This is a genomic window from Tomitella cavernea, assembly GCF_016599145.1.
In the GTDB taxonomy this organism is placed as follows: Bacteria; Actinomycetota; Actinomycetes; order Mycobacteriales; family Mycobacteriaceae; genus Tomitella; species Tomitella cavernae.
The window spans coordinates 224735-250369 of record NZ_JAENKO010000001.1; the positions used below are offsets into that span (position 1 = coordinate 224735).

Here is a 25635-nt window from a genome sequence, read left to right on the forward strand (position 1 = left end):
TCACCACGTCCATCCGGGCGGCGGCGGGCCGAGCAGGAACGCCCACAGCGATTGCGGGTTGGCCCGCTGCTGCTCGGTGACGGTGGGGTTCACGCCCGAGTCGGTGACCACGTAGGGCGCGTGCACGCCCTCGCCCAGCCACGGCAGGCCGTAGCAGCTCGGCGGGTTCTTCGCGTTCACCTTGGGCAGGTTCTCCGGATACTGGTACGACGGCGCACCCGGCAGGAACCCGGAGGTGAGCGACAGCCCGGGCTGCGCCCCGCCGAACGCGGCCTCGCCGGCGTCCTTGGCGTTGGCGATGCCGACGATGAAGCACGTGAGCACCGGCGAGTACTCGCGTGTCAGGCCCACCGTGGGCTGCAGCAGATCCGCCGAGGTGATGAAGTCGTCTCCCGCGGAATCCAGCACCGCTTTTCCGGTGTCCGCCATCGACTTGGCGCCGGCGAGGCTCTCCGCCAACTGTTCCGACTTGTCCACGATGGTCCCGCCCACGGCGGTCGTGTTGTCGAGCAGCGACATGAGGTCCGGCGTGGCTTGCGCGTAGATGTCGGTGACGGGCGCGGACTTCTGCAGCACGTTGCGCAGGTCCGGCAGGCTCGGGTTCATCTTCTCGAGGTAGTCGTCGACGCCCACGAGCGTCTCCCCCAGCGCCGCCCCTTGGCCGTCGAGCGCCGTCGCCACGGCGCCCAGCGTCGCGTTGATCTTCTGCGGCTGCACCGTGTTGAGCACGTCCGTCAGGTGCTGGAAGAGCGTGTTGAACTCGACCGTGACGTTCTGCGATTCGATGATGTCGCCCGGCTGCAGGTGCTCGGCCGACGGGTCGGCCGGCTCTTCGAAATTGACGTACTTGGCGCCGAACACCGTCGTGGAACGGATGTCGGCGCGCACGTTCGCGGGTATCAGATCCATCTGGTCCGGGTAAATGGCCAGGTCCAGCACCGCTCCACCGAGCTCGTGCTCGATCGACTCGACGAAGCCGACCTGCACGCCGCGCATCTTGACCTTGGCGTCCGGCTCCATGACCAGCCCGGCACGGTCCGCGCGCAGTGTCACGTGCTCCTTGGACTGGAATCCTCCGAGGAACGACGTGACGGCGATGGCGATCAGGCCCACCAGCACCGCTGCGAGAACGAACGCGAACAGCTTGTAGTTGACCGGGGCTCCGGGGCGTGTACTCATCGTCTGCTGCCCCCTAACCCGACAGGTGGAAGTTGCCGGACGTTCCGTAGATCGCCAGGGAGATGAGCAGGGTCACGGTGACGACGCAGATCAGCGACGTGCGCACGGCGTTGCCCACGGCCACGCCCACGCCGGCGGGACCGCCGGAGGCGTTGTAGCCGTGGTAGGTGTGGACGAGCATCACCACGATCGCCATCGCTATCGCCTGGAAGAACGACCACAGGATGTCCAACGGCTGCAGGAACGTCGTGAAGTAGTGGTCGTAGATGCCCGCGGACTGACCGAACAGGACCACCGTGGAGAAGCGGCTGGCGATGAACGAGGCGATCACCGCCAGCGAATACAGCGGGATGACCGCGATCATTCCGGCGACCACCCGCGTGCTGACCAGGTACGGCACCGACGAGATGGCCATGGCCTCGAGGGCGTCGATCTCCTCGCTGACCCGCATGGCGCCGAGCTGTGCGGTGGAGCCGGCTCCGATGGTGGCCGCCAGGCCGATCCCCGCCACCACCGGAGCGGCGATGCGCACGTTGATGAACGCGGCGAAGAAGCCCGTCAGCGCCTCGACGCCGATGTCGCCGAGCGAGGCGAATCCCTGTGTGGCGATGGTGCCGCCGGCCATCAGAGTAAGGAACCCGACGATGACGACGGTGCCGCCGATCATCGCGAGCGCGCCGGTGCCCATGCTGATCTCCGCGATCAGCCGCAGCGTCTCCTTCTTGTACTTGCGCAGCGCGAAGGGGATGTTGATGATGGCCTGCCAATAGAAGTAGGCCTGCCTGCCGAAGTCGTCCACGCTGTCCGACGCGCGGCCCACCTGCCTGCGCGTGCGCGGGAACCTCCCGGTGATCACTGCCATGCCGTCACCCCGCGATCTTCACGCCGACAGCGGTGATGATGACGTTGGCCACGAACAGCGCCATGAAGGCGTAGACGACGGTCTCGTTGACGGCGTCCCCCACGCTCTTGGGGCCGCCCTTGACCGTGAGCCCCCGGTAACAGGCGACCAGGCCCGCGACGACACCGAAGACACCCGCCTTCACCTCCGAGATCACCAGGTCGCCCAGGTCGGTCAGGACCGGGATGCCGTTGACGAAGGCGCCAGGGTTGACATCCTGCAGGAACACGGAGAACACGAACCCGCCGAAGATACCGATGGTGGACACCATTGCGTTGAGCAGGATCGCCACGAGCATCGACGCCCACATCCTCGGGATCACCAGCCGTTTGACCGGGTCGATGCCGAGCACCTCCATGGCCGCGATCTCTTCGCGGATGGTGCGCGCGCCGAGGTCGGCACAGATGGCCGTGGCCCCTGCGCCGGCGACGATGAGGACCGTCACCATGGGGCCGACCTGGCTGATCGTGCCGAACGCGGCGCCCGCGCCACTGAGGTCCGATGCGCCGATCTCCCGCAGCAGGATGTTCAGCGTGAAGCTGACGAGCACCGTGAACGGCACCGCGACGAGGATCGTGGGGATCATCGATACGCGGGCGATGAACCACGCCTGTTCGATGAACTCCCGCCACTGGACGGGCCGCGAGAACGTGTAGCGGAAGGAGTCCAGCGTCATCGCAAAGAACCCGCCGATGCCTTTGACGGGGCCTTCCAAGACCTTGTTCACCGGACCTCCTCCCTGAGTACTCGTTCGTACGAAGCTGCGACCCTTTGACCCGCCACGTGATCTGCGTCCTATCCGTACGGCGCGGACACAGTATCCACCAGTACGCGCTCCGGATCCGTGACCCCGCCGAATCCGTGTCACCCGTCGCCAAGCGGAACGGCGGCCCGAGCCGCCGGCGGCACCGCCGCCCCGCCCACTGCGTGCAGCACGGACTTCACTCCCGCACGCACCGCTCCGCCGTCAACGAGAACGTGTTGCAGTATGCACCGTACAGCACCTGTGATCCGCCTCACCGGGCGCCCGTCCGATTACGCCGAACGGACGACACTGCGGTCCGCGCGGCACATTCCCACGGCAGCATTGCGCCGGCCGGACATCCCGGCCGGCGCACATCCTCGACCATCCGTCCGCGATGCCGCGCCCGCGGCATCGCGGACCGTCAGTATTTGCTCAGCGCAGCCTTGGGGCAGCGGTCGACGGCCATCTGCACGCGCTTCTGCAGCTCCTCGGGGACCTCGTCCACCTTGACGTGCAGGATGTCCTCGTCATCGAGCTCGAAAACCTTGGGTGCGAGCCCGCAGCAGATCGCGTTGGCCTCACACAGGTTCAGGTCCACCTTCACCCTCATCGGCTCACTCCTCCTGAGATCCGTACCGCCTCCGCCGAGACGGCGTGCACCACACACTAGAACGTGTTCCAACCATGTGCAATGATCGACCGTGAGGCACCGCACAGCAGCCGGCGCCCTGTGAACGGCCCGCCGGGGCATCCTTCCCGCAAACGGAGGTCACATGCACATCGCCTACAGCCCGGAGCAGGAGGCGCTGCGCGCCGAGCTTCGTGAGTACTTCTCCCGCCTGATCACGCCGGAGCGGCGCGAGGCGCTCTCCGTGCAAAGCGGCGAATACGGCGAGGGCACCGCCTACCGGGATGTCGTCCGCCAGATGGGCGAGGACGGATGGCTGGCGCTGGGCTGGCCGGAGGAGTTCGGCGGCCAGAACCGGTCCACCATCGACCAGCTCATCTTCACCGACGAGGCGGCGATCGCCGGCGCGCCGGTCCCGTTCCTCACCATCAACTCGGTGGCCCCGACGATCATGCATTTCGGCACTCCCGAGCAGAAGGCGTTCTACCTGCCCCGGATCGCCGCGGGCGAGGTGCATTTCTCCATCGGATACTCCGAACCGGGCTCCGGCACCGACCTCGCCAGCCTGCGCACGTCCGCGGTGCAGGACGACGCCTCCGGCGACTGGATCGTCAACGGGCAGAAGATGTGGACGAGCCTCATCGCGTACGCCGACTACGTATGGCTGGCGGCCCGTACCGACCGCCAGGCCAAGAAGCACCGGGGGATCACGATGATGATCGTCCCCACCGACACCCCGGGGTTCTCCTACACCCCGGTGCACACCATGGCCGGCCCCGACACGTCCGCGACCTACTACCAGGACGTGCGGGTCCCGGCGGCGAACGTCGTCGGCGAGGCCGGCGGCGGCTGGAAGCTCATGACCAACCAGCTCAACCACGAACGCGTCGCCCTCACCTCCGCAGCCCCCATCGTCGGGGCGCTCGAGACCACCATCGAGTGGGCGCTGTCCACCCGGCTCACCGACGGCCGTCGAGTGATCGATCAGGAGTGGGTGCAACTGAACCTGGCGCGCGTCCACGCCAAGGTCGAGTACCTGAAGTTGATGAACTGGGAGATCGCGTGGAGCGCCGAGCACGCACCGAGCCCCGGCGACGCCTCGGCATGCAAGGTGTTCGGTACAGAGTTCGCCACCGAGGCGTACCGGCTGCTCATGGAGGTCCTCGGCCCCGACGCGTGCCTGCGCCAGGACTCCCCCGGGGCGCGGTTGCGGGGCCGGCTCGAGCGTATGCACCGCTCGTCGCTCATCCTCACCTTCGGCGGCGGCACCAACGAGGTCCAGCGCGACATCATCGCGATGACCGCGCTCGGCCAGCCCGCCTCCCGCCGCTGACCTCCGGCGCACGGACCACCTGGCGCCGCCCCCGGCGCCCGACCACAGGGATCACACATGGACTTCACCCGCACGGAGGCACAGGGCGACCTCGCCGGCCTCACCCGCGACATCTGCGACAAGCTCGCCACCGCCGACCGCCAGCAGGAACTCGACGCGGTGCCGGGCCGCGTCGATGCGGAGCTGTACGCCGCCCTCGCCGACGCGGGGGTCCTCTCCGCGGCGGTGCCCGCCCCGGCCGGCGGCGGCTACTCGACCCTCGAGCAGACCGCGGTGCTGCGCGAGCTGGGTCGCGCACTCGCGGGCGTCCCGTATCTCCCGTCGATCGTCATGGCGGCGGACGCCCTGGCGACGTTCGGCTCGCCGGCCCAGGTGGACCTGGCCCGCCGCGCCGCCGACGGCGAGGTGATCCTCACCGCGGCGCTCGAAGAGCCCCTCACTGCGGACCCGTCCGCACCCGCGACCACCGCCACTCAGACCGCAGACGGCGGGCACTGGGTGCTCAGCGGCGGCAAGACCGCCGTGCCCTACGCCGACGAGTGCGCGGCGATGCTCGTCCCGGCCACGCTCGTCGGCGCGGACCCGCGCCTGGGGGCGGTCGGCGTCTTCGTCGTGCCCGCGGCGGAGGTGCGGACCTCCCGTCAGGACACGACGGACTGCGGCAGCGCGGCCGCCGTCGGACTGGACGACGTCCGGGTGCCCGACGCCGCAAGGCTGGGCGCGGCGGACGGTCCGGAGCCCGGCGCCGACGGACGGGCCGTGCTCGCACACGTGCTCCAGCGCGGCACCGTGGGGCTGTGCGCGCAGCAGTTCGGCGTCCTCGAACGCTCCCTCGAGCTGACGGCCGAATACGCGCGGGAACGCGAGCAGTTCGACCGCCCCATCGGCAGCTTCCAGGCCGTGGCGCAACGGTTGGCGGACGCGTTCATCGACGTCAAGGCCGCACGGCTCACCTTCGAGCAGGCGGCCTGGCGGCTGTCCGAGGGGCTCGACGCGGACGACGCCGTGCGCATCGCCAAGTTCTGGGCTGCGGACGCCGGTCATCGCGTCGCGCACACGACCGTCCACGTGCACGGCGGCGTGGGGCTCGACCGGGACCACCCGGTGCACCGCTACTTCCTCGCCGCGAAGACCGGGGAGTTCCGCCTGGGGTCGGCCACCGCGCAACTGACCCGGATCGGCGCGCGGCTCGCAGGCTGACACCGCCGATTCCGGCGGCGCCGGATGAGAGCAGAGCCGGCGCGGGGCCGATGGCGGTCGGCCCCGGCCCCAGGGGTCGATCAGATCCGCGCCAGGCGCAGGCGCCAGGCCTCTGGACCCCGCTCCTCGTAGGACACCTTGAGACGCCCCTGTGCCCGCTCACTGAGCTGGTGCAGCAGCGGGACCGGGTCGTGCGGAGCGATGAGCACCATGGAACCGCCCGCGGGAACCGCGTCGAAGGCACCGAAAACCGTCGCATGCCGGATCGCATGCGGGATCTCACGCACATCGAGCTCGGGCGCCTCGGGCTCGTCGTGTTCGCCGCACGCGCAGCCGACGTGCCCGCCGGCCCCGCCCGCCGCAGGCGGGGTGCTGCCCGCGAACGGGTCCGGAAGCCGCTCCGCCAGGGCGGCCAGGTCCACGTCCCGCTCCCCCGCGAGTGCCGGCAGCAGCACCTCGTCCTCCACCGTCAGGCGCGCACGCACCAGCGCAGCCGCCGAGTCCGCGGCGGCGATCGCCTCGGGACGCTCGGTGGCGTCGACCAGCCTGCGGATCTGATCGTGGATCCCCGGCGCGCACACGCGATGCGCCTCGGCGAGCAGGCGCGTCGCCGCCGCCGAGCGGGCCGCCGGGTAGACCGACGCGTCCGCCGCGTCGATGTATCCGCTCAGGCCGCCGCCGAGGAACTCACGGGCCGCCAGGAACGCCTGGTCGAACTCCGGCCCGGCCGACCCCGCGGCGCCACGCAGCGCATCGGCCACTCCGGCGAGCCGACCGATGATCTCCGCATGCTGCACGCGCAGCCCGTCCACCGCGCGGGCATCGTCTGCGCTGGTCGCCATGACCACGTCGTTGGTCGTCATCGTGTTCGGGTCCTCTCGCCGTACGGGTTCCAAGGCCATTGTGGCCTCCCGCCCGACAATTTACTACAGTGGATTCCGTGATTAATAACGCCGCTCCGGACGGGTGCGCCGGCGTGCCCGGCCGCGGCGCCGCCGCCCGTCACCGCGGGCCCCGCTCCGCCCCCCCGCCCGTCGCCCACCTGTCCGACCAGCGCGCCGCCGTCCTGGACCGACTACGGCGCCACCCCGACGGTGCGCGCATCGCCGAACTCGCCCAGGAATCCGGCCTGCACGCCAACACCCTGCGCGAACATCTCGACGCGCTGGCCGCGGCCGGTTTCGTCGAACGCGGCCGGTCGGCACCGCAGGGCCGCGGCCGCCCCGCGTGGATCTACACCGCCCAGGTCCATGCCGGCGTGGACACCCCGCATGCCGACCCGCGGCTGCGCGACTACGCCGGGCTCGCGATGTCGCTGGCGTCGATACTGCGGCGCGTCAGTTCGGACGTGGAGCGCGATGGGCTCGCCGCGGGCGTCGAATGGGGCCGCAACCTCGCCCGGGAGCACCGCGGATCCGGCACCCCCGAGGAGCGACTCGTGCAACTGCTCACCGAGCTCGGCTTCGCCCCAACGCTCCGCGGCGACGGCGTCTCGCTGCGCCAGTGCCCGCTCATCGACGCCGCACGCACCTACCCGGACGTGGTGTGCACGGTGCATCGCGGAATCGTGCGCGGCGCGCTCGCCGAGTTCGGCGGCGACCCGGATGCGAGCACCCTCACCGCCTTCGCCGAGCCGGACGCGTGCCGACTGGAGATCACCCCCGTCCGCTCCCGCGGCGAGCAAGGCGCGCCCGGCAACTGTGGCGACACGGGCTGTGGCGGGACCGCCCCCGCGGGCGCACCGCGGGACCGGGCGTGAACGCCACCGGCCTCCTGGCGACCCGGCGGATCCGTCTGCTGTTGCTGGCCCCCGGCGGCATCGCCTTGCTCGCCGGGCTCGACGCCGCGCTTCTGCTGCTGGGGGTGGGCGCCCCGGTCCGGGACCTGTCGCTCATTTCGCTGCACGGGGTCCTCATGGCCCTCGGCTTCGTCGGCACGGTCGTCGCCCTCGAACGCGCGGTGGCGCTCGGCCGCGCGTGGGGCTTCCTGGCGCCCGCCGCGCTCGGCGCCGGCGGCATCCTGCTGTTGACCCCGGCGCCCCGCGACGCAGGGGCGGGGCTCTTCGTCATCGGTACCGCCGCACTCGTCGCCGTCTACATCCCGCTGTGGCGCCGCAATACGCAGCCCGCGGTGCTGGTGCAGGCGGCCGGCGGCGCTCTCGCTCTGGGCGGCACCGGGCTATGGCTCGGCGGCGTCGACGTCCCATGGTTGCTGCCGTGGCTGGTGGGGTTCCTCGTCCTGACCATCGCCGGCGAGCGACTGGAGTTGGCGCACGTGGCGCTCACCGATCCGCGTGCGCAACCGATCGCTCTGGGCATCGCCGGCGCCGTCGTCGTCGGCACGCTCGCCGCGCTGCTCTGGCCCGAGGCCGGCTACCCGCTGCTGGGGCTCGCGCTCGCCGCTCTCGTCGCCTGGCTGCTGCGCTACGACATCGCTGTCAAGACCGTCCGGGCCACCGGGCTACCGCGGTTCTCGGCCGCCTGCCTGCTCGCGGGGTACGCCTGGCTCACCGTGACCGCGCTGATCTGGATCATCGCCGGGCCCGTGCGCTCAGGCCCGCTCTACGACGCGTCCACGCACGCCGTGCTGCTGGGCTTCGTGATCTCGATGATCATGGCGCACGCGCCGATCATCTTCCCCGCGGTTCTGCGCCGCCCGCTCCCCTACCACCCGGTCATGTACGCTCCGGCGGTCCTGCTGCACGCGTCGCTGGCCCTGCGCATCGTCGGCGGCGACGCCCGCGGCGTCGACGGGCTGCTCCAGTGGGGCGGGGTGCTCAACATCGTCGCGTTGCTGGCCTTCGTCGTGGTGGCCGTGGGCTCCGCGCTGCGCGGTTCCCGGCCCGGCATGCGGTCCCGCACACCTGCTTCGGACGACGCCGACCCGGGGGCCGATCACCAGAAGGCGGCGACACCGTGAAGCTGAGCACTTGGCATCTGCGCACCGGTTCGGTGGTGGCCGCGTGGCTGGTCGCGCTCGTCGTCGTGGCCGCGGCCCACGAGCAGATCCCGCAGTCGCCGTGGCTGCTCGTGCACCTGCTGGGCCTGGGTGCGGCCACCAACGCCATCCTCATCTGGAGCTGGTACTTCACCGAGGCCATGCTCAAGCTGGGTCGCGACCAGGGCCGGCGCACCCAGACCACCAGGTTGGCCGGGCTCAACGCCGGTGCCGTCACCGTCGTCGCCGGCGTCCTCGCCGACGCCTGGCCCGTCACCGCGGCCGGCGCAATCCTGGTGGGCGTCGTGGCCCTGTGGCACGGGGCCGCCATGGCCCACCGGCTGCGGCACGCATTGCCCTCGCGCTTCGGGCCGATGGTCCGCTTCTACGCCGCCGCCGGGCTGATGCTGCCCGTCGGCGCGGGGCTGGGCGCCGCGATGGCCTGGGGCCGGCTGCCGGGCGACTGGTATTCCCGGTTCATCGTCGCGCACGCGATGCTCAACGTGCTCGGGTGGATCGGCCTCACCGTCCTCGGCACTCTCGTCACGCTCTGGGCGACGATACTGCGCACCCGCATCGGCTCCGGTGTGGAAGACGCGGCCAAACGGGGCCTGCCCGCCCTCGTCGCGGCGCTCACCGTCGCCGTAGGCGGGGCGCTGGGCGGGCTCGCCTGGCTCGCCGCCGCCGGCGTCGCCGCCTATACCGTCGCCGTTGGATACGTGCTGTGGCCGCACGTCGACGAGGCGCGCCGCAAGAAGCCGATCCACTTCCCCCCGCTGTCGGTGCTCGCCGGGGCCGCCTGGCTGGCCGGATCCCTCGTCGCTCTGACGGCGGGCCTGGCGGTGGCCGCCTCGCACGGAGGCCCCGCGGCGTGGTCGTCGGCCGAGAACGCCCTGCGCGACGTCGTCCCGGCCCTCGTCGCCGGGTTCCTCGCGCAGGTGCTGCTGGGCGCACTCTCATACCTCATGCCGGTGGTCCTCGGCTCGCGGCCGTCGGCCACGCAGCAGGCGACGAAAGTCCTCGACACCCTCGCCGTCGCCCGGATCGCCATGGTCAACGCGGCGCTGCTGCTCGCCGTGCTGCCGACGCCGCCCCGGGTGCAGCAGTTCTCGTGGATCGTCGTGGTCGCCGGGCTCGCCGTGTTCGTCCTGCTCCTGGCGCGCGCGTGGCTGGTGGCGCGCAAGGTCGGGAACGGTCCGATGACCCCGCCCGATCGCGGTGCGCGCGTCGACCCTTACAAGGGCCGGCGTCTCGGTCACGCGCTCGCCGGCCTCGGCGTGGCGGTGCTGGTCGCGGCGGCCGGGGTCGCGGTGGACCCCGCCGCGGCGGGCTTCGACTCCGGCGCGGCCGCGCAGGCCGCGGGTCCTGCCGCGCAGTCGACCGGCGAGACGACGACGGTGTCGCTGCATGTGCAGGGCATGCGGTTCGTCGACGCCGACGGCCGCACCCTCGGCGCCGGCACCCCGATCGAGGTCCCGCGCGGCGACAAGCTGGTCATCGAACTGACGAACACCGGCGACCAGCGCCACGACCTCGTACTCGCCAACGGTGCGCGCTCGCCGCGGCTGGCGGTGGGGCAATCGGCGCGGATCGACGCGGGCGTCATCGACGGGGACGTCGACGGGTGGTGCGACATCGCCGGCCACCGGCAGATGGGCATGGTGCTGCGCATCGACGCCGTAGGCGGGGACCGAGCGGACGGGGAGGGAGCCGACGGGGGCGGAACGGATTCCGGAACCGGCCCGGCCGCGCGGTCAGGCATGGTGCACGGTGGGATGATGGACCATGAGCGGTCCGCGAAGGGCGGCCTCTCGGCCGTGCCCTCGCTGCCGGATCTGCTCGCCGACCCGGGCCCCGGCTTCCAGGCACGCGACGCCGCGCTCGCCCCCGCGTCGGATGAGACGGTGCACAAGCTCACCTTGGACGTCACTGACGAGAAGATCGAGGTGGCGCCCGGATTCACGCAGACGCTGTGGCCGTACGGCATCGACGGGCAGGCCGGCACCGTGCCCGGGCCCGTGCTGCGCGGCAAGGTGGGCGACACGTTCGAGATCACGCTCCGCAACGACGCCACCATGGACCACTCGATCGACTTCCACGCGGGCAGCCTGGCCCCCGACCGCCCGATGCGCAGCATCGCGCCGGGCGAATCGCTGACCTACACGTTCACCGCGACGAAGTCCGGCATCTGGCTATACCACTGCTCCACGATGCCGATGTCGCTGCACATCGCCAACGGCATGTTCGGCGCGGTCATCATCGACCCGCCGGACCTGCCCCCGGTGGACAGGGAATACGTGCTGGTCCAGTCCGAGGAGTACCTGGGCGCCGACGGCGGCATCGCGGACCAGGCGAAGATCAACGCGGAGAGGCCCGACCTCGTGGTGTTCAACGGTTACCCGAACCAGTACGACCACGACCCGCTCACCGCGAAGGTGGGCGAGCGGGTACGGATCTGGGTGCTGGCCGCCGGGCCCAACGACGGCACCACGTTCCACGTGATCGGCGGGCAGTTCGACACCGTGTGGAAGGAGGGCGCCTACCTGCTGCGCCCGGGGAATTCCTCGCAGGGCGGCAGTCAGGCCCTGGACCTGGGACCTGCACAGGGCGGCTTCGTCGAGCTCGTCTTCCCCGAGGCCGGGCACTACCCGTTCGTCGACCATGCGATGGTGGATGCCGAGCGCGGCGCGCACGGCATCATCCGGGTGACGGACTGAGCCTGCCGGCCGGCTGACCCCGCGCTCGGTACGTTCTTCGGTGATTCCCCGTCGCAGTTCACCGAAAAGCGCACCGAGCGGCGACGCGCACGGGCCCGAGTTATCCACAGGCTGCCCCGCGGATCGACGTTGCAGGGGCCCGTGGATGCCATGCTCGCGGTGTGGGGGAACCGACAGAACCTTTTCGGGCCAAGGACGCCATAGCCGCCAAACGCATCACGGATCATCGCGTGCGCACCCGATGCCGCAGGCTCATGCCCGGCATCCACCTGCGCAGAGACGTCGAGTACACCGCCGCGCGCCAGGCGAGAGCCCTGGCGCTGTGGCTCCGGGGCCGGGCGGTGCTCGCGGGATTCTCGGCGGCCGTGCTGTGGGGCACGAAGTGGATCGACGCCGACAGGCCCGCTGCGTGCAATTGCCCGCGCCGCCTGCCCGCGCCCGAAGGAGTGGACGTGTACCGCGACGTGCTGACGGAGTGCGACGTCACCGTCCGGCACGGCATCGCGCTGACCACGCCCGTGCGCACCGCCTTCGACCTGGGCCGGCGGCTGGAGCTCGACGACGCCGTGGCCGTTCTCGACGCGATGTACCAGACGAAGCGCGTGAGCAAGCAGCAACTTGCCGATTACGCGCGCAGACATCCGGGGAGCGCACACATCCGACGGCTGCGCGAGGCCATCGAGCTCTCCGACGAGGGCGGTGAATCGCCGCAGGAGACGCGCACGCGGCTGGCGATCATCCGTGACGGGCTCCCCCGGCCGGACACCCAGAAGTACGTCCTGCGATCGGACGGTGCGGCGATCGGACGTGTCGACATGCTGTGGCCGCGGTGGCGGGTGATCGTGGAGTACGAGGGCGACGGGCATCGCGCCGGCAGCCAGTTCGACCGCGACTGCGCGCGCTGGAATACGCTGCAGGACCACGGTTGGCAGGTCATCCGCGTCAAGAACGGGACGCTCGACCCGGACGAGCGGGGTGCGACGATGCGGCTGATCCGCGATGCGCTCTGGCGGTCCGGCGCGCCGGTGGATCAGTGGCCGTCGCCGACGCACCCGTGGGTGCCACCCGCGACGGACCCGGGCGAGGCCACCTGACGCCCTGCCGCTCGGTACGTTCCTCGGTGCAATCGGACCGGGTCGCACCGAAGAACGTACCGAGCGCGGAGGTGCGCGATGGCGACGCCGGGGCCCGGCCCCCTGTCCCGGCGCGCGGGGGCGCCGCACCCGGGCCCACCTCTGGCTACAGCGACGCGAGCCGTGCGACGGCCTGCTCGTAGTCGCCGACGAGCTGTTCCATACTTTCGGCCACCGGGCGGATCTCGTTCATCCGGCCGACTATCTGCCCGGCGGGCATCGCCACCACATCCGGGTCGTCCGCGGCGGAGATCCGCTGGTGGGCCTCGCTGACCAGGATGTTCTGCAACGGCATCGGCAGCGGGTCCGGCGCGCCGGGCGCGGCCCACGCCTCGGTCCATTTGGTCTTGAGCAGCCGGGCCGGCTTGCCCGAGTAGATGCGGCTGCGCACCGTGTCCGATGACGTGGCGGAGAGCAACGCACGCTGGATCGTCGACGGCCCCTCCCCCGATGCGCTGCCCAGCTTGTATTCGGCGGCGGTGAGCCAGTACGAGCCCATCCACACGCCCGACGCGCCGAGCGCCAGCGCCGCCGCGATCTGCCGCCCGCTGCCGATGCCGCCCGCCGCGAGCACCGAGACCCGGTCGCCCGCGGCGGCCTGCACCGCGTCGACGATCTCGGGGACGAGGACCATCGACGCGATCTCCCCGGTGTGCCCGCCCGCCTCGTAGCCCTGGGCGATGACGATGTCCACGCCGCTGTCCACGTGGTGCAGCGCGTGCGACACCGCGCCGGCGAGGGCCGCGACCGGGACGCCGTGCTCGTGGGCCTCGCCGATGATGTCGGCCGGCGGCGAGCCGAGCGCGTTGGCGATGAGGGCCGGGCGGTGCTTCAGCGCGACGTCCACCTGCGCGCGGGCCACCGAGTGCAGCCAGCCGAGCACGCCCGCCGCGTGCTCGTCGGACGTGTCCAGCGGCGGCACGCCCAGGTCGTCGAGGGTGCGGTCGACGAAGGCGCGGTGCTCCGGCGGGATCATCGACTCGAGGTCGGTCTGCCCGCCCTCGGTGGGCACCTTCGCCGGCATGACCACGTCGACGCCGTACGGCTTGCCGTCGGTGTTCTCGTCCATCCAGGCGAGCGTGGCCTCGAGCTCGTCGGGGTCGTTGAACCGGACGCAGCCGAGAACGCCCAGGCCGCCCGCCCGGCTGATGGCGGCGGCGACGTGCTCGGAAGGGGTGAAGCCGAAGACCGGCCGTTCGATGCCGAGCTTCTCGCAGAGAGGGGTGCGCATGTGTGTCCTCAGGAGTTGGTGGCCGCAGCGGCCTTGCGGGCGTCTGCGGGGCGGGATTCGGTGATGGATGCGGCCCACTTGTAGTCGGGCTTGCCGGCGGGCGAACGCTTGATCTCGTCGACGAACCACAGCGCGCGCGGCGTCTTGTACCCGGCGATGTGCTCGCGAGCGGCGGCGTCGACCGAGTCGAAGCTCGGCACCGCGTCGTCGCGCACGGCGACCACCGCGGCGACGGCGCTGCCCATCCTGTCGTCGGGGATGCCGACCACGAGCGCGTCGAAGACGTCCGGGTGCGCCTTGAGCGCGCCCTCAACCTCCTCGGGGAAGACCTTCTCGCCGCCGGTGTTGATCGACACCGAGCCGCGGCCCAGCATCGTCACGGTGCCGTCGGCGTCGACGGTCGCGTAGTCGCCGGGGATCGAGTAACGGACGCCGTTGATCGTCTGGAACGTCTTGGCCGTCTTCGCCTCGTCCTTGTGGTAGCCGATTGGCAGGATGCCGCACCGAGCGAGCAGGCCCACCTGGCCCGAGCCCGGCTCGACCGGTTCGCCGTCCTCGCCGAGAACTTTCGTGGACTCGTCGATCTTCACGCGCGGACCCGAGTCCAGCTTCGTGTCCTTGGTGATCAGGCCCATGCCGGAGAACCCCGTCTCCGATGACCCGATCGAGTCGGTGAGCACGGTGTTCGGCAGCGCGTCCAGGTACTGGCGCTTGACCGACGGCGAGAACAACGCGGCGCTCGAGGCGATGGCGTAGAGCGTGGAGGTGTCGTGCTTGCCGGACAGCAGCCCGTCGATCATGGGCCGGGCCATCGCGTCACCGACGATGAACAACACGTTGACCCCGTGCTTCTCGATGACCTGCCAGGCGAAGTCGCCGTCGAACTCCGGGTAGACGACGGCCTTGCCCGCGGTGAACAGGCTCTGGAACACCGCCCACTGCGATCCGCCGTGAATGAACGGCGGGATGGGGTAGCGCACCATCTGCGGGTTGCCGGCGCCCTCGTTGGCCAGCTGCCACTCGTCGGCCACGTACTCGCCGGTGACGAAGTTGATGCCGCCGCCGAGCACACGCCACACGTCCTCCTGGCGCCACATCACACCCTTGGGCATGCCGGTGGTGCCGCCGGTGTAGAGGAAGTAGAGGTCGTCGCCGGAACGCTCGCCGAAGTTCCGCTCGCCCGGCTGCGCGGCCAGTGCGTCCTCGTACAGCGCGGCGCCATGGGCGCCGTACTGGGCGTCCGTGCCGTCCTCGATGACCACCGTGGCGGTGATCTTCGGCAGGCCCGGCAGGATCGCTGCGACCTTGTCCGAGTACTGGCGCTCGTAGATCAGCGCCACCGCATCGGAGTCGTCGAGAATGTGGGTGAGCTCCTTCTCCACGTACCGGAAGTTCACGTTCACCATGACCGCGCGCGCCTTGAAGATGGCGATCATGGCTTCGATGCATTCGATGGTGTTCCGGCTGTAGAGCCCGACGCGGTCGCCCGGCCGCACACCCTGCGCGATGAGATGGTGCGCGAGCCGGTTGGCGCGCTCGTCCATCTGCGCGTAGGTGCGGCTGCGGTCGCCGGACTCGATGGCGATCCGATCCGGCACGAGGTCTACACAGTGCTCGATGAGGTCAGCGATATTCAGGGCCACACGACCCAAACTAGAACGTGTTACGGTTCAAGGCAAGAGCTTTCCGAGATCCACGTCACGAGCAGCAGCGATGCCGCCGTGCGCCACACACGACCCTGGTTTCGCGGGAGTCGCGGGGCGCCCATCACCATCCGCAGCACCGACCCGGAGGACAGATGACCGACACCGCAGAACGGATGGACATCAGCAGCGAGCACTGCCTGGTCGACAAGCGCGGACACACGCTCATCGTCACCATGCACCGCCCCGAGGCCCGCAACGCGCTGTCCGCGGACATGATGGCGACGATGCAGGCCGCGTGGGACCTCGTCGACGAGGACCCGGACATCCGCGTCGCGATCCTCACCGGGGCGGGCGGCGCGTTCTGCGCGGGCATGGACCTCAAAGCGATGAACAGCACTCCCCCCGGCGAGTCGATGCGCTCAGGCCACGAGGAAGGCGGGGGCGCAGGGTCCTCGTCCTCGGGCGGTCTGGACGTCACGCGGCTGCCGGCCCTGCTCAAGGGCCGCCGGCTGACCAAACCCCTGATCGCGGCCGTCGAGGGGGCGGCCGTGGCCGGGGGCACCGAGATCCTGCAGGGCACCGACATCCGCGTGGCCGGGCGCAGCGCCCGGTTCGGCGTCGCGGAAGCCAAGTGGGGTTTGTTCCCGCTGGGCGGCTCGGCGGTGCGCCTGGCCCGCCAGATCCCGTACACCCTCGCCGCGGACCTGCTGCTCACCGGGCGGCTCATCAACGCCGACGAGGCCCGCGAGTACGGGCTGATCGGCTACGTGGTGGACGACGGCGCCGCGCTGGACAAGGCCCTCAAGCTGGCGGAGACCATCGCCGGCAATGGCCCCGTCGCGGTGCAAGCGATCCTGCGCACCCTCCGCGAGACCGAGGGAATGCACGAGGAGGACGCGTTCCGCATCGAGTCGAAGATCGGCGTCGCGGTGTTCCGCAGCGACGATGCGAAGATCGGGCCGCGGGCGTTCGCGCAGAAGCAGAAGCCGGAGTTCACGGGCCGCTAGCGGCCCCTTTCCGCTGGGTGCCGGCCGCCGATCGCACCGTCAGGCCGGTGCGGCCACCTCGAGCCCCACGGATTCCGCGGCGTCGGGCAAGCGCAGGTCATACGCCACGAAAGCTGTGAGCGCTCCGGCCAGCTGCAGCGCCGATGCCAGATGAATCGCGTCCAATGAACGCAACGCCGACTGCCCGAGTGAGCACGCACCGTCGATGACCTTGTCGGAGATCGGCATCGTGTCCATCGCTGCAAGCACACTCGATGTCCGGTCGATCAGCCTGGGCACTGCCATGCGCCGGGCCGTACGCATGAGTTCCACCCGCGCCAGGGAACTCGATGCCGGCGGGATCTTCCGCCGGTCGCGCAACCACGCGAACAGGGCCTCCGTTTCCGGCTCGAACACCACGAGCTTGACCAATGCCGAGGTGTCGAGGTGGATGACCGGTCGGCACGCTCCTCTTCGAGGACGGCGGGCATATCGGCGCGGGGCAGCTCCTCGAGCCCGATCTCCGCGATTCCGCCCGCCGCACGCGCCGGTATCACCGTGCCCGACTTGATCATGTCGGCCCGAACCTGCTCCGCCCCCGACACCGGCACGATCCTCGCCACTACCCGCCCCCGGTTGGTCACCGTGATCTCCTCCCCCGCTGCCACCTCGGCGATGTATCGCGACGCGTACTACCGCAGTTCACGCACGCCGATGACCTTCACACACCCACGGTAGCACCAGAAGTGCTACACGACTGCCGTTCGTGGCCTGCATGCACGGGCGCCATCGCCCGGTGGACAGTGTCCATCGGCGTTAACCTCAGCACATGACGGCACTTCATCGTGGTGCACGCCTCTCAACGGTGCTCGCCGCCGCCGCACTGGCTCTGGCCGCGTGCTCGTCGTCCACCGGCGGCGACGCGCTTCCCGCTGTCACCACCACGCCCGCGCCCGCCGTCACCACCGTCTCCTCCACGTCAGCTGACACCAGCGCGACGACGAGCATCGCTCCCCCAGCGGTCACCACCGTGCCCACCACCACGAGCTCCACGGTCGCCGCCCCGGCCACCACGCCCAGCAGCGGCTCGGGCATCGCCGCGGCCGTCGCCGGCGAGTGGGCCGGACACACCCGCTCGATGGATCTCGCCGCCGACGGCACCGGCATGATCTCGCTGTTCAGCGGCTGCTGCACCGGTGAGACGTGGTCGGTGCACTGGGACCCGGCGGGAGACACGATCACCGTCACCCTGGTCGACCAGCTCGAATCCACAGGCGGCGGGCTCGGCGATCTGACGCAGGGGTACACGTTCACCGGCGCGCTGATGCGGCCCGACGGGGAGGTCACCGCCCTGCACTTTGTGCGGCCTGGCGAGGACATGGGCGACCGCGACCAGGGCTTCTTCTGGTGCAGCGACAGGTACGGCTACACCCGCTACTGCGGGGCGTGAGGGGCGCGTAGGCACGCGGCCTGCTCCAGTCAGCCTCGCGCATGCCGCTGAGGCTGCGGTCACCGGGTGGAGCAGGGCTCCGATCCGCCTTTGCTCGACCGCTCGTGCGCTTCACCATCGGGCTGCGTGGAGCGCGTGTGTGAGCGGACAGACGACGGGATAGGACGCAGTTCGTCCAATGCCTTGCCGGGGGTGTAGCCGAAGTTCCCCCCGCCCGCACGTGTGCCGCGAGCCCTCTTGGGCTTCGCAGTGTGCGTCGACGCCATGGCTGCTCCTCATGCTTCGATGAACTCAGCGTACAGGACCTCATCCCACCTGATCAGGAGCGCGTTTCCGCGTGGAATGGGAACACCTGGGTTGCCTTCATCCTCCCAGTGAATGCCATCAGCGTCGATCAGGTAGGTCTCGGAGAGGTAGAGATCTTACTCGTACGGGTACGCGGCCGCGTAACTTCCCGATCGCGCTCCCCGACCGCCGTTCCGAGGCTTCAACGCCCAGGCGCCCATCACCCACCTGTTCTCGAGCGCAGGGTCTTTGAGCAACAGCTTGAGGTACCCCCCGGTATGAGCCCCTTGGAAGAGCGCGTCCCAGGCGCGTGGGTGCGGATGCGGCCCGGTGAGGGGCCGCGCCAATCTCGACTGCCGACTTGCCGCCACCCCCATTCCGAAGCCGGCAGCCAACGGAACGAACACGTATCCGATGACGACGAACCACAGCCACCAGGGCAACGGCGCTCCATTGCGCACTTCCCCGGTGTGCACGTATACGCGGTACCCCTGGTAGATCGCCGGGAGCGAGACCACGCCGAAAAGCGCCGACATGCCTACGAAGATCGCTGCTCGCTCGTGGAAGCCGATGGACGCGATACGTGTGTACTCGCGTTCATACCCCAGCGTGAACAGGATGCCCGGCAACACCGAGACGACGAGGATCACGAGTGCGTTGATCGTAGTGGGCACGACCACATAGTGCCCCGGCGGTCCGACAACTAACGCCGACCGCGACCAGGGTTTTTCTGGTGCAGCGAGCGGTACGGGTACACCTGCTACTGCGGGGTATGAGGGGCGCTCAGGCCGCGCCCACCGCCTCGGCGCGCGCCCTGATGCGGCCGAGCACCGAGACGATGCCGTCGACGTCGGTGCTGGTGAAGACGTCGTCAGGTCCCGTGGGTGCGTGGTCGGTGTAGGGCGATTCGAACAGTCGCGACGGCTCGACCACCCCGTTGGCGGTGAGTTCGTCGATGATGAGCTCGACGAACCGGATCTGGGCGACGTTGAAGCGGGCGTCGTCGAGGTAGTCGGCGAACGCTTCCACCGCCGCGGCCCTGTCGAGGCCCACGAGCGACCGGACGAACAGGCCCAGCCCGCCGCTGCTCTCGGTGGCCCAGACGATGTCGGCTCGCTGCGAGCCCGACTCGCGCAGCATCGCCTCGAGCGCGTCCAGGTCGTCGCCGGTGAGCTGCTTGTTGCGGCGCAAGCGTTGCAGGACGATGTTGTCCTCGTGGCGGCGCAGATAGGCGACGGCCTTGGCGCGGAACCTCTCGCGGTCGGTGCCGGGGGTGATGTGCGGCAGGTCCACCGCGGCAGCCTCACCGAGCGCGTCTTCGAAGTCGGTGTACACCGGCGCACGCCGGGTGCGCTGGACGAACCGGGCCAGTCCGCGGATGCGCAGACGCGCCGTCTCGAGCATCGCCAGCGTGACGTCGGTCCACCACTCGTCCCCGGCGACGGACTCCAGCAGCACGGCCTGTTCCGCCACCGTGGGGATGGCGGTGCGGCCCAGAAGGTCGGCGGCGATGGCCTGCACCGTTTCACGCACCCGCTCGCACGTCGCGGCGTCGCCCTGCAGCTGCGCGAGTTGCCGGCGCAGCATGAGCAGGTCGAACCGCTTGGCGTCGACGTCCTTGTGCAGTGGGTCGGAGTGCGTGGCCGCGCTGGGCAGGCCCGCGAGCGTGGCGGCGTCCGCGGCGTCGGACTCGGTGAGGGCGTTCCAGGCCGCGGGCTCGGCGAAGCGCTCCACGGCGCGGCGGTGCGGGCGCACCAGCACGTTGTCGAGTGTCATGCCGGCGACCTGTTCGTGCAGCCACTGCGCCGCGGCGGCGCGCAGGTCGCGGCCGTCGACGTCTGCGTCCGGCCCGCTGTCGAGGGCGGTGACCAGGCCCAGCCGGGTCTCGTAGATCCGCTGGGTCATCGACTTCTGCAGTGATCCTTCGGCCCCGGGCAGGTCCTGGCCGAAGTACTCGAGGTTGCCGCAGAAGTCGAACACGGAGAAGTGCGTCTTGTCGCGCCCGGGCCCGAACAGGTCCGGCCGCAGCCGGGTGCCCCGGCCGATCATCTGCCAGAACTTGGACTTGGACCGGACGGCTTTGAAGAAGACGAGGTTGACGATCTCCGGCACGTCGATGCCCGTGTCGAGCATGTCGACGCTGATCGCGATGTGCGGGGGCTTGTCCGGCACGGAGAAGTCGTCGATGAGGCTCTGCGCGTACGGCGTGGCGTGCGTGATGACGCGGGCGAAGTGCCCGCCGTACTGGGGCCAGCCGATGTCGAAGCGCCGGGCGATGAAGTCGGCATGGTCCTGGTTCTTCGCGAAGATGATCGATTTGCCCAGACGTTCGCCGTCATCGACCGTGATGCCGTCGGCCATCAGCGTGCCGAGGACCTTGTCGACGGTGTCCTCGTTGAACAGGAACCGGTTGATCTCCTCGGCGCCGACCTCGTCCGGCGGGTCGTCCTCGCCCCAGTCGAGAGCGTCCCACTGGTCCCTCTCCTCGGCGGAGAGGTCGTCGTAGCGGATACCGCCGCGCAGGAACTTCGTTCCGACGGACACCCCCTTCGGCGGCACCAGCCAGCCGTCCCGCACGGCCTCGTCGAGCCCGTAGGAGTCGGTGGGCACGCCGTCTTCCAGGTGGAACAGACGGTAGGTGTTGTGGTCGACCTCGTCCTTGGGAGTGGCGGTGAGGCCCACCAGCATCGCGTCGAAGTAGTCGAAGATGGCCCCGTACTTGGCGTAGACGGAACGGTGCGCCTCGTCGATGACGACGAGGTCGAAGTGGCCGACGCCGAATCGGCGGCCGGATTCCCCGGCGTCGTTGATGAGCCCCATCATCGTCGGGTAGGTGGACGCGTAGACGCGCCCCTCGGCGTTCTTGTCGGTCAGCAGATTCACGGTGGTCGCCGCCGGTAGATGCGCTTTGAAGGCGCCCACGGCCTGGTTCACCAGGGCGGTGCGGTCGGCCAGGAACAGCACACGCTTGGCCCAGTGCGCCTTCATCAACTGATCCACCAGCGCGATGACCGTGCGGGTCTTTCCCGCGCCGGTGGCCATCACCAGCAGCGCCTCACGTTGTTTGCGGTCGAAGACGTCGCCGACGGCCTTGATGGCGCGCACCTGGTACGGCCGGCCGGCGATCGCCGAGTCGACGGCGGCCTCCGCGAGCAGCCGACGCGTGGTGCGGCGCTGGATGAGCAGCTCGAGCTCGTCGCGGGTGTAGAAGCCCTGGACCTCGCGCGGCGGGTACCCGGCCGCGTCGTCCCACAGCCAGTGCTCGTAGCCGTTGGTGCAGAAGACGATGGGCCGGCGTCCGAACTTGTCTTCAAGGCAGTCCGCGTACAGCTTGGCCTGCTGCTGGCCGACCATCGGGCTCGTACGGGTGCGTTTGGCCTCGACCACGGCCAGCGGTAGCCCGTCCTCGCCCCACAGCACATAGTCGACGTAGCCGACGCCGGCGCCATTGGGCATGCCGGTGACGGGGTACTCCAGGTCGTCGGGCCCCGTCAGCGGCCAGCCGGCCTCGCGCAGGAGCACGTCGATGAAGGCGTCGCGGGTGTCCGCCTCGGAATAGTCGTGGTCGTCCGCCGCGGTGGCGGCGGCCTGAGCGGCCTCGATCTGGCCACGCAGGCGCGCGATCTCGGCCTCGTGCGCGGCCAGAGTCTCGTCCTTGGCGGCGAGCGCCTGCGCGTGCGCCTCGTCGCGGGCCCGGAATTCGGCGACGAGGGCGGCGGCCTGCGCGCGGCTCAGCGGCGCGGAGCGCGCCGCGAGCGCGGGGTCGAACCGCGATCCGGTGGGCACCGACTGCGGGTCGGTGGTGTTTCGAAACGCTGCCCACACCATCACGTGGTGCAGCTCGGTGAGCGCGTGCGCGGCGGCGCGGGGCGGTATGGGCGTCTCCGCGTGCACGGCCGTGTTGCCGAGTTTGCGGAGCAGGTTGAGCTTCTGGTTGATGCCGTTGCCGGTGAGCGCCTTGAACTCCGGCTGGTTGATGCGGGCCGCCAGGTCGTCCTTGTAGGGCGCGGCGAGTCCGCGCAGGTCGTACAGGTATCCGACGAGGAGTTCCGCGGCACGGCGGCTGTAGATGCAGGCGGACCGCGGGTCGGTGGTCAGGTACGACTCGGCGCGGGCGCAATCCTCGTGGATCGCGGGCCACGGCGCGGCGAGGAAGTCGAAGTTGCCCACGCCGTGACCTCCACTGGATTCCGTCCGTCGGGACTGTTCCCGAGCCTCGTCCGGAATCTATCAATCCACAGCGACAAACGGATCGGTCACCGGAATGCCGGCAGCCAGGAACGGCGCGGTGTCCCGGGTGGCGATCGAGGCGGACCGTGTGACGGCGATGGCTGCGATCATCGCGTCCAGGTCGCCGACGGCAGCCCCCGCAGCACGTGACACGGCCCTCACCGACTGCGCATCGAGCCATCGGACCACGTCGCGTCGGGTGAGCGAAGCAGCGGCTCCGACTGCACAATGGCGTCGCGGATGATCACGCCAGGTCCACCGGTTCGCGCGCGGAACGATCCCGCTCGCTGTCCAGATCCGCACCACCCACCTCGCCGCCGATTCCCGCGAGGAGGCTGCCGAGCCGGACACGGTCCTCGGGCAGCACTGCCGCATCCAGAATCGCACGCACCTCCGCCTCTGTGCTTCGATTATGCAATGCGGCGCGAGCTTTGAGCGCGCGGTGCGTCTCTGCAGACAGGTCTCGGATCGTGATGGCGGACATTCGCGCCTCCCATGAATTCCCCATCGACAGCCATCCTATCCGCCGCAGAGTCAGAGCGACTGCAGTACAACGGACTTCCCTGGCGGATGACCTCCTGCAGGAGGCTCAACGTGGAACCCGAGCTTCTTCAGCGCCTGAACCGCCACATCCGGCGCGTCACGAACCACCGTCGCAACTTGCTTTCGCCGCCAGGTTTCCCTGCCGGAAGCCAGTGTCGCCCTCGCGGCGCTGATGGAACCGACGGGTTGAACCCCGAACTCGTCGATGAGCATCTCCATGACGTCCTCGAGGCACGGCCGGAACCGGGGGCCGCCAACGGGGAAGTGAAGCGCGCTGAGCTCCATCGGCTTCTTCCCGTCCGCCCGTCTTCGCGAGCGAGTGGTACTGCTCCCCGTGTTCTGCATTGCGGATTCCAGCTCCGGATGCTGACCGTGGAACTGGATGTGGGCCCCGGCAATGGCCGACCTGACTGTCCGTTCGTACTCGTACCGAAACAGCGGCTGCTTGCCCGCGGGAGCCACGAACACCTTGATCGACGACTTCTGCACGGCCAGATAGTCGGCATGTCCGTCAAGGACGCAGGTGAACTCGACTTCCAGCCTGAACGCAGGAGCGCCGTTGATCTGCAGAATGACGCCGTCGCGCGGTTCTTGCCGCACAACGCACGCGTCGCCGCCTTCTAGTGTGGAGGCGCAGAACCTGGGACAATCGTCGCCCACCACGGCCTGCACGGTCCGTGTGAGATTCTCTGCGAAACCTTGAGCCTGCTGTTCGAGTGAACGGCTCAACGCGCTGCGCGGTCGAGAAGAAACTCCAGCCCCTCGATCTCGGACAGGATCCCGCGATGACCGGCGTCGAGCTCCCACTCGTCGCCCAGACGCTGCAGCTCCTCGCGCGTCATGCCAGCCTCATCGAGAAGCTTCGTGATCTCGGCGTGGGCCTCGTCCATGGTGAGCGTCCGCACCATGCGTCGCGAAGGTGTGGCGGTGGTCATCTCATGCCTCCCTGGCTACGGCTCAAGTCTGCCTCACGGTCACCGAGCATGCACACATTCCGGCGAGTCCAACGGGTCCACTCTGCCGCACGGCACCGACAAAAACTCGAGCGGCTCCCCGCTCTCGATGCGGAATGCCGCCGGCCAGGAACGGCGCGGTGTCCCGTGTGGCGGACGAGGCGGACCGAGTTACGGCGACGGCGGCGATCATCGGGTCCACGTCGCTGACGGCAGCCCCCGCAGCACGTGACGCGGCCGCCACCGACTGCGCATCGAGTCACCGGACCATGTTCGCGTCCGGTGAGCGGCGCAGCGGCTCGGACAGCACATTGGTGTCGAGGATGATCACGCCAGGTCCAGCGGTTCGCGCACAGAACATCACGCGGCGGCCACTGCACCTCCGGCTTCGATACGCCGAACGATCCAGGACCCGATTCACACCACCACAGGGGACTCACTCTCCCACCGGATTGTGCGCTACCAACGGCTCGTTCATGCCGCCCACAGCGATTGATAACAGAACCGGCTCTATGCTTTCACCGAACCTCGGTGGCCAGTGCCGAAAACAGAGCCGGGGCGTCCACACGGATCATCGCACCGAGCTTCTCCGCTCCCCCGCCCAGCGATTCCACCCGGTGCACGGCACCCAGGATCGCCTCGAGCGACACCTTCGATTCCGAACCGTCCTGCGGCAGCCCGCCGAGATACTCCGCTGACGGGGTATCGACACCCACCCGCCCGCACACGAGCCACGAGACGCTCTCGGCCTCGTATTCCATGGCGGCATGCCCCAGGTGAGACCTGTCCTTGACCACGTCCTTGGGGCGGGTCCGGATGCCGCGGCGGTCGACCGTGACGGGTGGCGCGACGGCTCCGAGATGGCCGCAATACAGGTGGCCGAGCTCGTGGGCGACTGTCGCGAACTTCGCGTTGACGTCAAGAGCGCGGTTGACCACCATCTCGTAGGCCAGCTCCGTGTCTGTATCGCCCACCCGCCGCCGACGGGGCGTCCCTAGCCGCGCGAGCGCGCCCGCGGAGGCGGGTCCGTGCTGCGATTCCGCGTAGGCGATGCCGGCGGAGGGCAGTGCGCGGGTGAACCGCGCGAACCCGTCCTCGGTGACTGGACCGCTGGCGGCAAAGGGGCTGATGATCTCGTCGGGCAGCGGTTCGCCTTCGACGTCGGCTACGTCATAGACGAACTGCACCGGGCCGAAGGGCTTGAGGATCACCAGCGGATTGGCTCCGGGGGCGACCCGTCGTCCGAACCTCTTGCGCCAGGCCCGCGCTGTGAGCACGAATCTGCTGCCGGGGCGCTGGACACCGATCAGGGCGGCGTTGTAGGGCGCGATGGACGGCATCCCGCGCACGAATTGGAGCAGGTCGGCGGAAAGCGGCGCGCGGCCGTGTGCAAGGGCGGATTCCCATAGAGCGTCGAGCCCCTTGCGCTCGTCCGGCTCCTCGTCGGTGGTGCTCATAACCCCTCCCCCTTGTCGTAACTGCTGCCTTGGCGACGATCGCCGCCTCGCGGGCCGTTCCCGTCGCGTCGCTGCCGGAGT

General features: G+C 69.9%; 22 protein-coding genes and 1 pseudogene. 8 read left to right on the forward strand and 15 right to left on the reverse strand.

What is annotated here, in order from left to right:
- The 4 genes from JJ683_RS01170 to JJ683_RS01185 all read right to left on the reverse strand — a co-directional run bounded on the left by JJ683_RS01170 (window position 1) and on the right by JJ683_RS01185 (window position 3435).
- Complete coding sequence (locus JJ683_RS01170; RefSeq protein WP_200170828.1) at window positions 1-1179, reverse strand: MCE family protein; 1179 nt, start codon at window positions 1177-1179, stop codon at window positions 1-3.
- 13 nt (window positions 1180-1192) lie between these two features.
- On the reverse strand, window positions 1193-2041 hold the full coding sequence (locus JJ683_RS01175) for an MlaE family ABC transporter permease (protein ID WP_200170829.1): 849 nt from the start codon (window positions 2039-2041) through the stop codon (window positions 1193-1195).
- A 4-nt stretch (window positions 2042-2045) separates the two neighbouring features.
- Window positions 2046-2756: an MlaE family ABC transporter permease gene (locus JJ683_RS01180; RefSeq protein WP_207279857.1), complete on the reverse strand. Its 711-nt coding sequence runs from the start codon at window positions 2754-2756 to the stop codon at window positions 2046-2048.
- 490 nt (window positions 2757-3246) lie between these two features.
- Window positions 3247-3435: a ferredoxin gene (locus JJ683_RS01185; protein WP_182346015.1), complete on the reverse strand. Its 189-nt coding sequence runs from the start codon at window positions 3433-3435 to the stop codon at window positions 3247-3249.
- 163 nt (window positions 3436-3598) lie between these two features.
- On the opposite strand from JJ683_RS01185, the gene JJ683_RS01190 reads away from it, so the two are divergent.
- Window positions 3599-4786 (forward strand): acyl-CoA dehydrogenase family protein, encoded by a 1188-nt coding sequence (locus tag JJ683_RS01190; protein ID WP_200170831.1) that lies wholly within the window; start codon window positions 3599-3601, stop codon window positions 4784-4786.
- Between the two features lie 57 nt (window positions 4787-4843).
- The gene (locus JJ683_RS01195) at window positions 4844-5986 is read left to right on the forward strand and encodes an acyl-CoA dehydrogenase family protein (RefSeq protein ID WP_200170832.1); all 1143 of its coding nucleotides are present in this window, start codon (window positions 4844-4846) and stop codon (window positions 5984-5986) included.
- An 80-nt stretch (window positions 5987-6066) separates the two neighbouring features.
- On the opposite strand, the gene JJ683_RS01200 is transcribed toward JJ683_RS01195, so the two are convergent.
- Window positions 6067-6849 carry a DUF2249 domain-containing protein gene (locus JJ683_RS01200; protein WP_200170833.1) on the reverse strand — a complete coding sequence of 261 codons (783 nt, stop codon included), beginning with the start codon at window positions 6847-6849 and terminating at the stop codon, window positions 6067-6069.
- A gap of 77 nt (window positions 6850-6926) precedes the next feature.
- Between JJ683_RS01200 and JJ683_RS01205 the strand changes: the two genes are divergently transcribed.
- The 4 genes from JJ683_RS01205 (at window position 6927) to JJ683_RS19540 (ending at window position 12734) form a co-directional block, all read left to right on the forward strand.
- A complete protein-coding gene (locus tag JJ683_RS01205; RefSeq protein WP_307810616.1) occupies window positions 6927-7745 on the forward strand; it encodes a helix-turn-helix transcriptional regulator in 819 nt (272 codons plus the stop codon).
- Entirely contained in the window at window positions 7742-8905 is a 1164-nt protein-coding gene (locus JJ683_RS01210) for a DUF8744 domain-containing protein (protein WP_307810617.1), read from the forward strand. The genes JJ683_RS01205 and JJ683_RS01210 overlap by 4 nt, the downstream gene beginning before the upstream one ends.
- The gene (locus JJ683_RS01215) at window positions 8902-11640 is read left to right on the forward strand and encodes a multicopper oxidase domain-containing protein (protein WP_200170834.1); all 2739 of its coding nucleotides are present in this window, start codon (window positions 8902-8904) and stop codon (window positions 11638-11640) included. Before JJ683_RS01210 ends, JJ683_RS01215 begins: the two co-directional genes overlap by 4 nt.
- A 161-nt stretch (window positions 11641-11801) precedes the next feature.
- Complete coding sequence (locus JJ683_RS19540; RefSeq protein WP_200170835.1) at window positions 11802-12734, forward strand: endonuclease domain-containing protein; 933 nt, start codon at window positions 11802-11804, stop codon at window positions 12732-12734.
- 145 nt (window positions 12735-12879) lie between these two features.
- Here the strand turns inward: JJ683_RS19540 and JJ683_RS01225 are convergent, their stop codons facing one another.
- Window positions 12880-14004 carry an NAD(P)H-dependent flavin oxidoreductase gene (locus JJ683_RS01225; RefSeq protein ID WP_200170836.1) on the reverse strand — a complete coding sequence of 375 codons (1125 nt, stop codon included), beginning with the start codon at window positions 14002-14004 and terminating at the stop codon, window positions 12880-12882.
- A gap of 8 nt (window positions 14005-14012) precedes the next feature.
- On the reverse strand, window positions 14013-15647 hold the full coding sequence (locus JJ683_RS01230; RefSeq protein ID WP_200170837.1) for an acyl-CoA synthetase: 1635 nt from the start codon (window positions 15645-15647) through the stop codon (window positions 14013-14015).
- Window positions 15648-15802: 155 nt separating this feature from the next.
- Between JJ683_RS01230 and JJ683_RS01235 the strand changes: the two genes are divergently transcribed.
- Window positions 15803-16657, forward strand: a complete 855-nt coding sequence (locus JJ683_RS01235) for a crotonase/enoyl-CoA hydratase family protein (protein WP_200170838.1) — start codon at window positions 15803-15805, stop codon at window positions 16655-16657.
- 39 nt (window positions 16658-16696) lie between these two features.
- Here the strand turns inward: JJ683_RS01235 and JJ683_RS01240 are convergent, their stop codons facing one another.
- Both JJ683_RS01240 and JJ683_RS19545 read right to left on the reverse strand, forming a co-directional pair.
- A complete protein-coding gene (locus JJ683_RS01240; protein ID WP_200170895.1) occupies window positions 16697-17089 on the reverse strand; it encodes a type II toxin-antitoxin system VapC family toxin in 393 nt (130 codons plus the stop codon).
- Between the two features lie 158 nt (window positions 17090-17247).
- Window positions 17248-17313 (reverse strand): annotated as a pseudogene (locus JJ683_RS19545) (hypothetical protein); the annotation flags it as partial.
- A 152-nt stretch (window positions 17314-17465) separates the two neighbouring features.
- On the opposite strand from JJ683_RS19545, the gene JJ683_RS01250 reads away from it, so the two are divergent.
- On the forward strand, window positions 17466-18086 hold the full coding sequence (locus tag JJ683_RS01250) for a hypothetical protein (RefSeq protein WP_200170839.1): 621 nt from the start codon (window positions 17466-17468) through the stop codon (window positions 18084-18086).
- Window positions 18087-18508: 422 nt separating this feature from the next.
- Here the strand turns inward: JJ683_RS01250 and JJ683_RS01255 are convergent, their stop codons facing one another.
- From JJ683_RS01255 to JJ683_RS01280, 6 genes are all read right to left on the reverse strand, one after another.
- Complete coding sequence (locus JJ683_RS01255; protein ID WP_200170840.1) at window positions 18509-19045, reverse strand: DUF6338 family protein; 537 nt, start codon at window positions 19043-19045, stop codon at window positions 18509-18511.
- Between the two features lie 109 nt (window positions 19046-19154).
- Complete coding sequence (locus JJ683_RS01260; protein WP_200170841.1) at window positions 19155-22541, reverse strand: DEAD/DEAH box helicase family protein; 3387 nt, start codon at window positions 22539-22541, stop codon at window positions 19155-19157.
- A 304-nt stretch (window positions 22542-22845) separates the two neighbouring features.
- Entirely contained in the window at window positions 22846-23085 is a 240-nt protein-coding gene (locus tag JJ683_RS01265) for a FitA-like ribbon-helix-helix domain-containing protein (RefSeq protein ID WP_200170842.1), read from the reverse strand.
- 50 nt (window positions 23086-23135) lie between these two features.
- Window positions 23136-23807 (reverse strand): hypothetical protein, encoded by a 672-nt coding sequence (locus JJ683_RS01270; protein ID WP_200170843.1) that lies wholly within the window; start codon window positions 23805-23807, stop codon window positions 23136-23138.
- Window positions 23808-23869: 62 nt separating this feature from the next.
- Entirely contained in the window at window positions 23870-24079 is a 210-nt protein-coding gene (locus JJ683_RS01275) for a hypothetical protein (RefSeq protein WP_200170844.1), read from the reverse strand.
- 536 nt (window positions 24080-24615) lie between these two features.
- Window positions 24616-25554, reverse strand: a complete 939-nt coding sequence (locus JJ683_RS01280) for a hypothetical protein (protein ID WP_200170845.1) — start codon at window positions 25552-25554, stop codon at window positions 24616-24618.
- Between the last annotated feature and the right edge of the window lie 81 nt (window positions 25555-25635).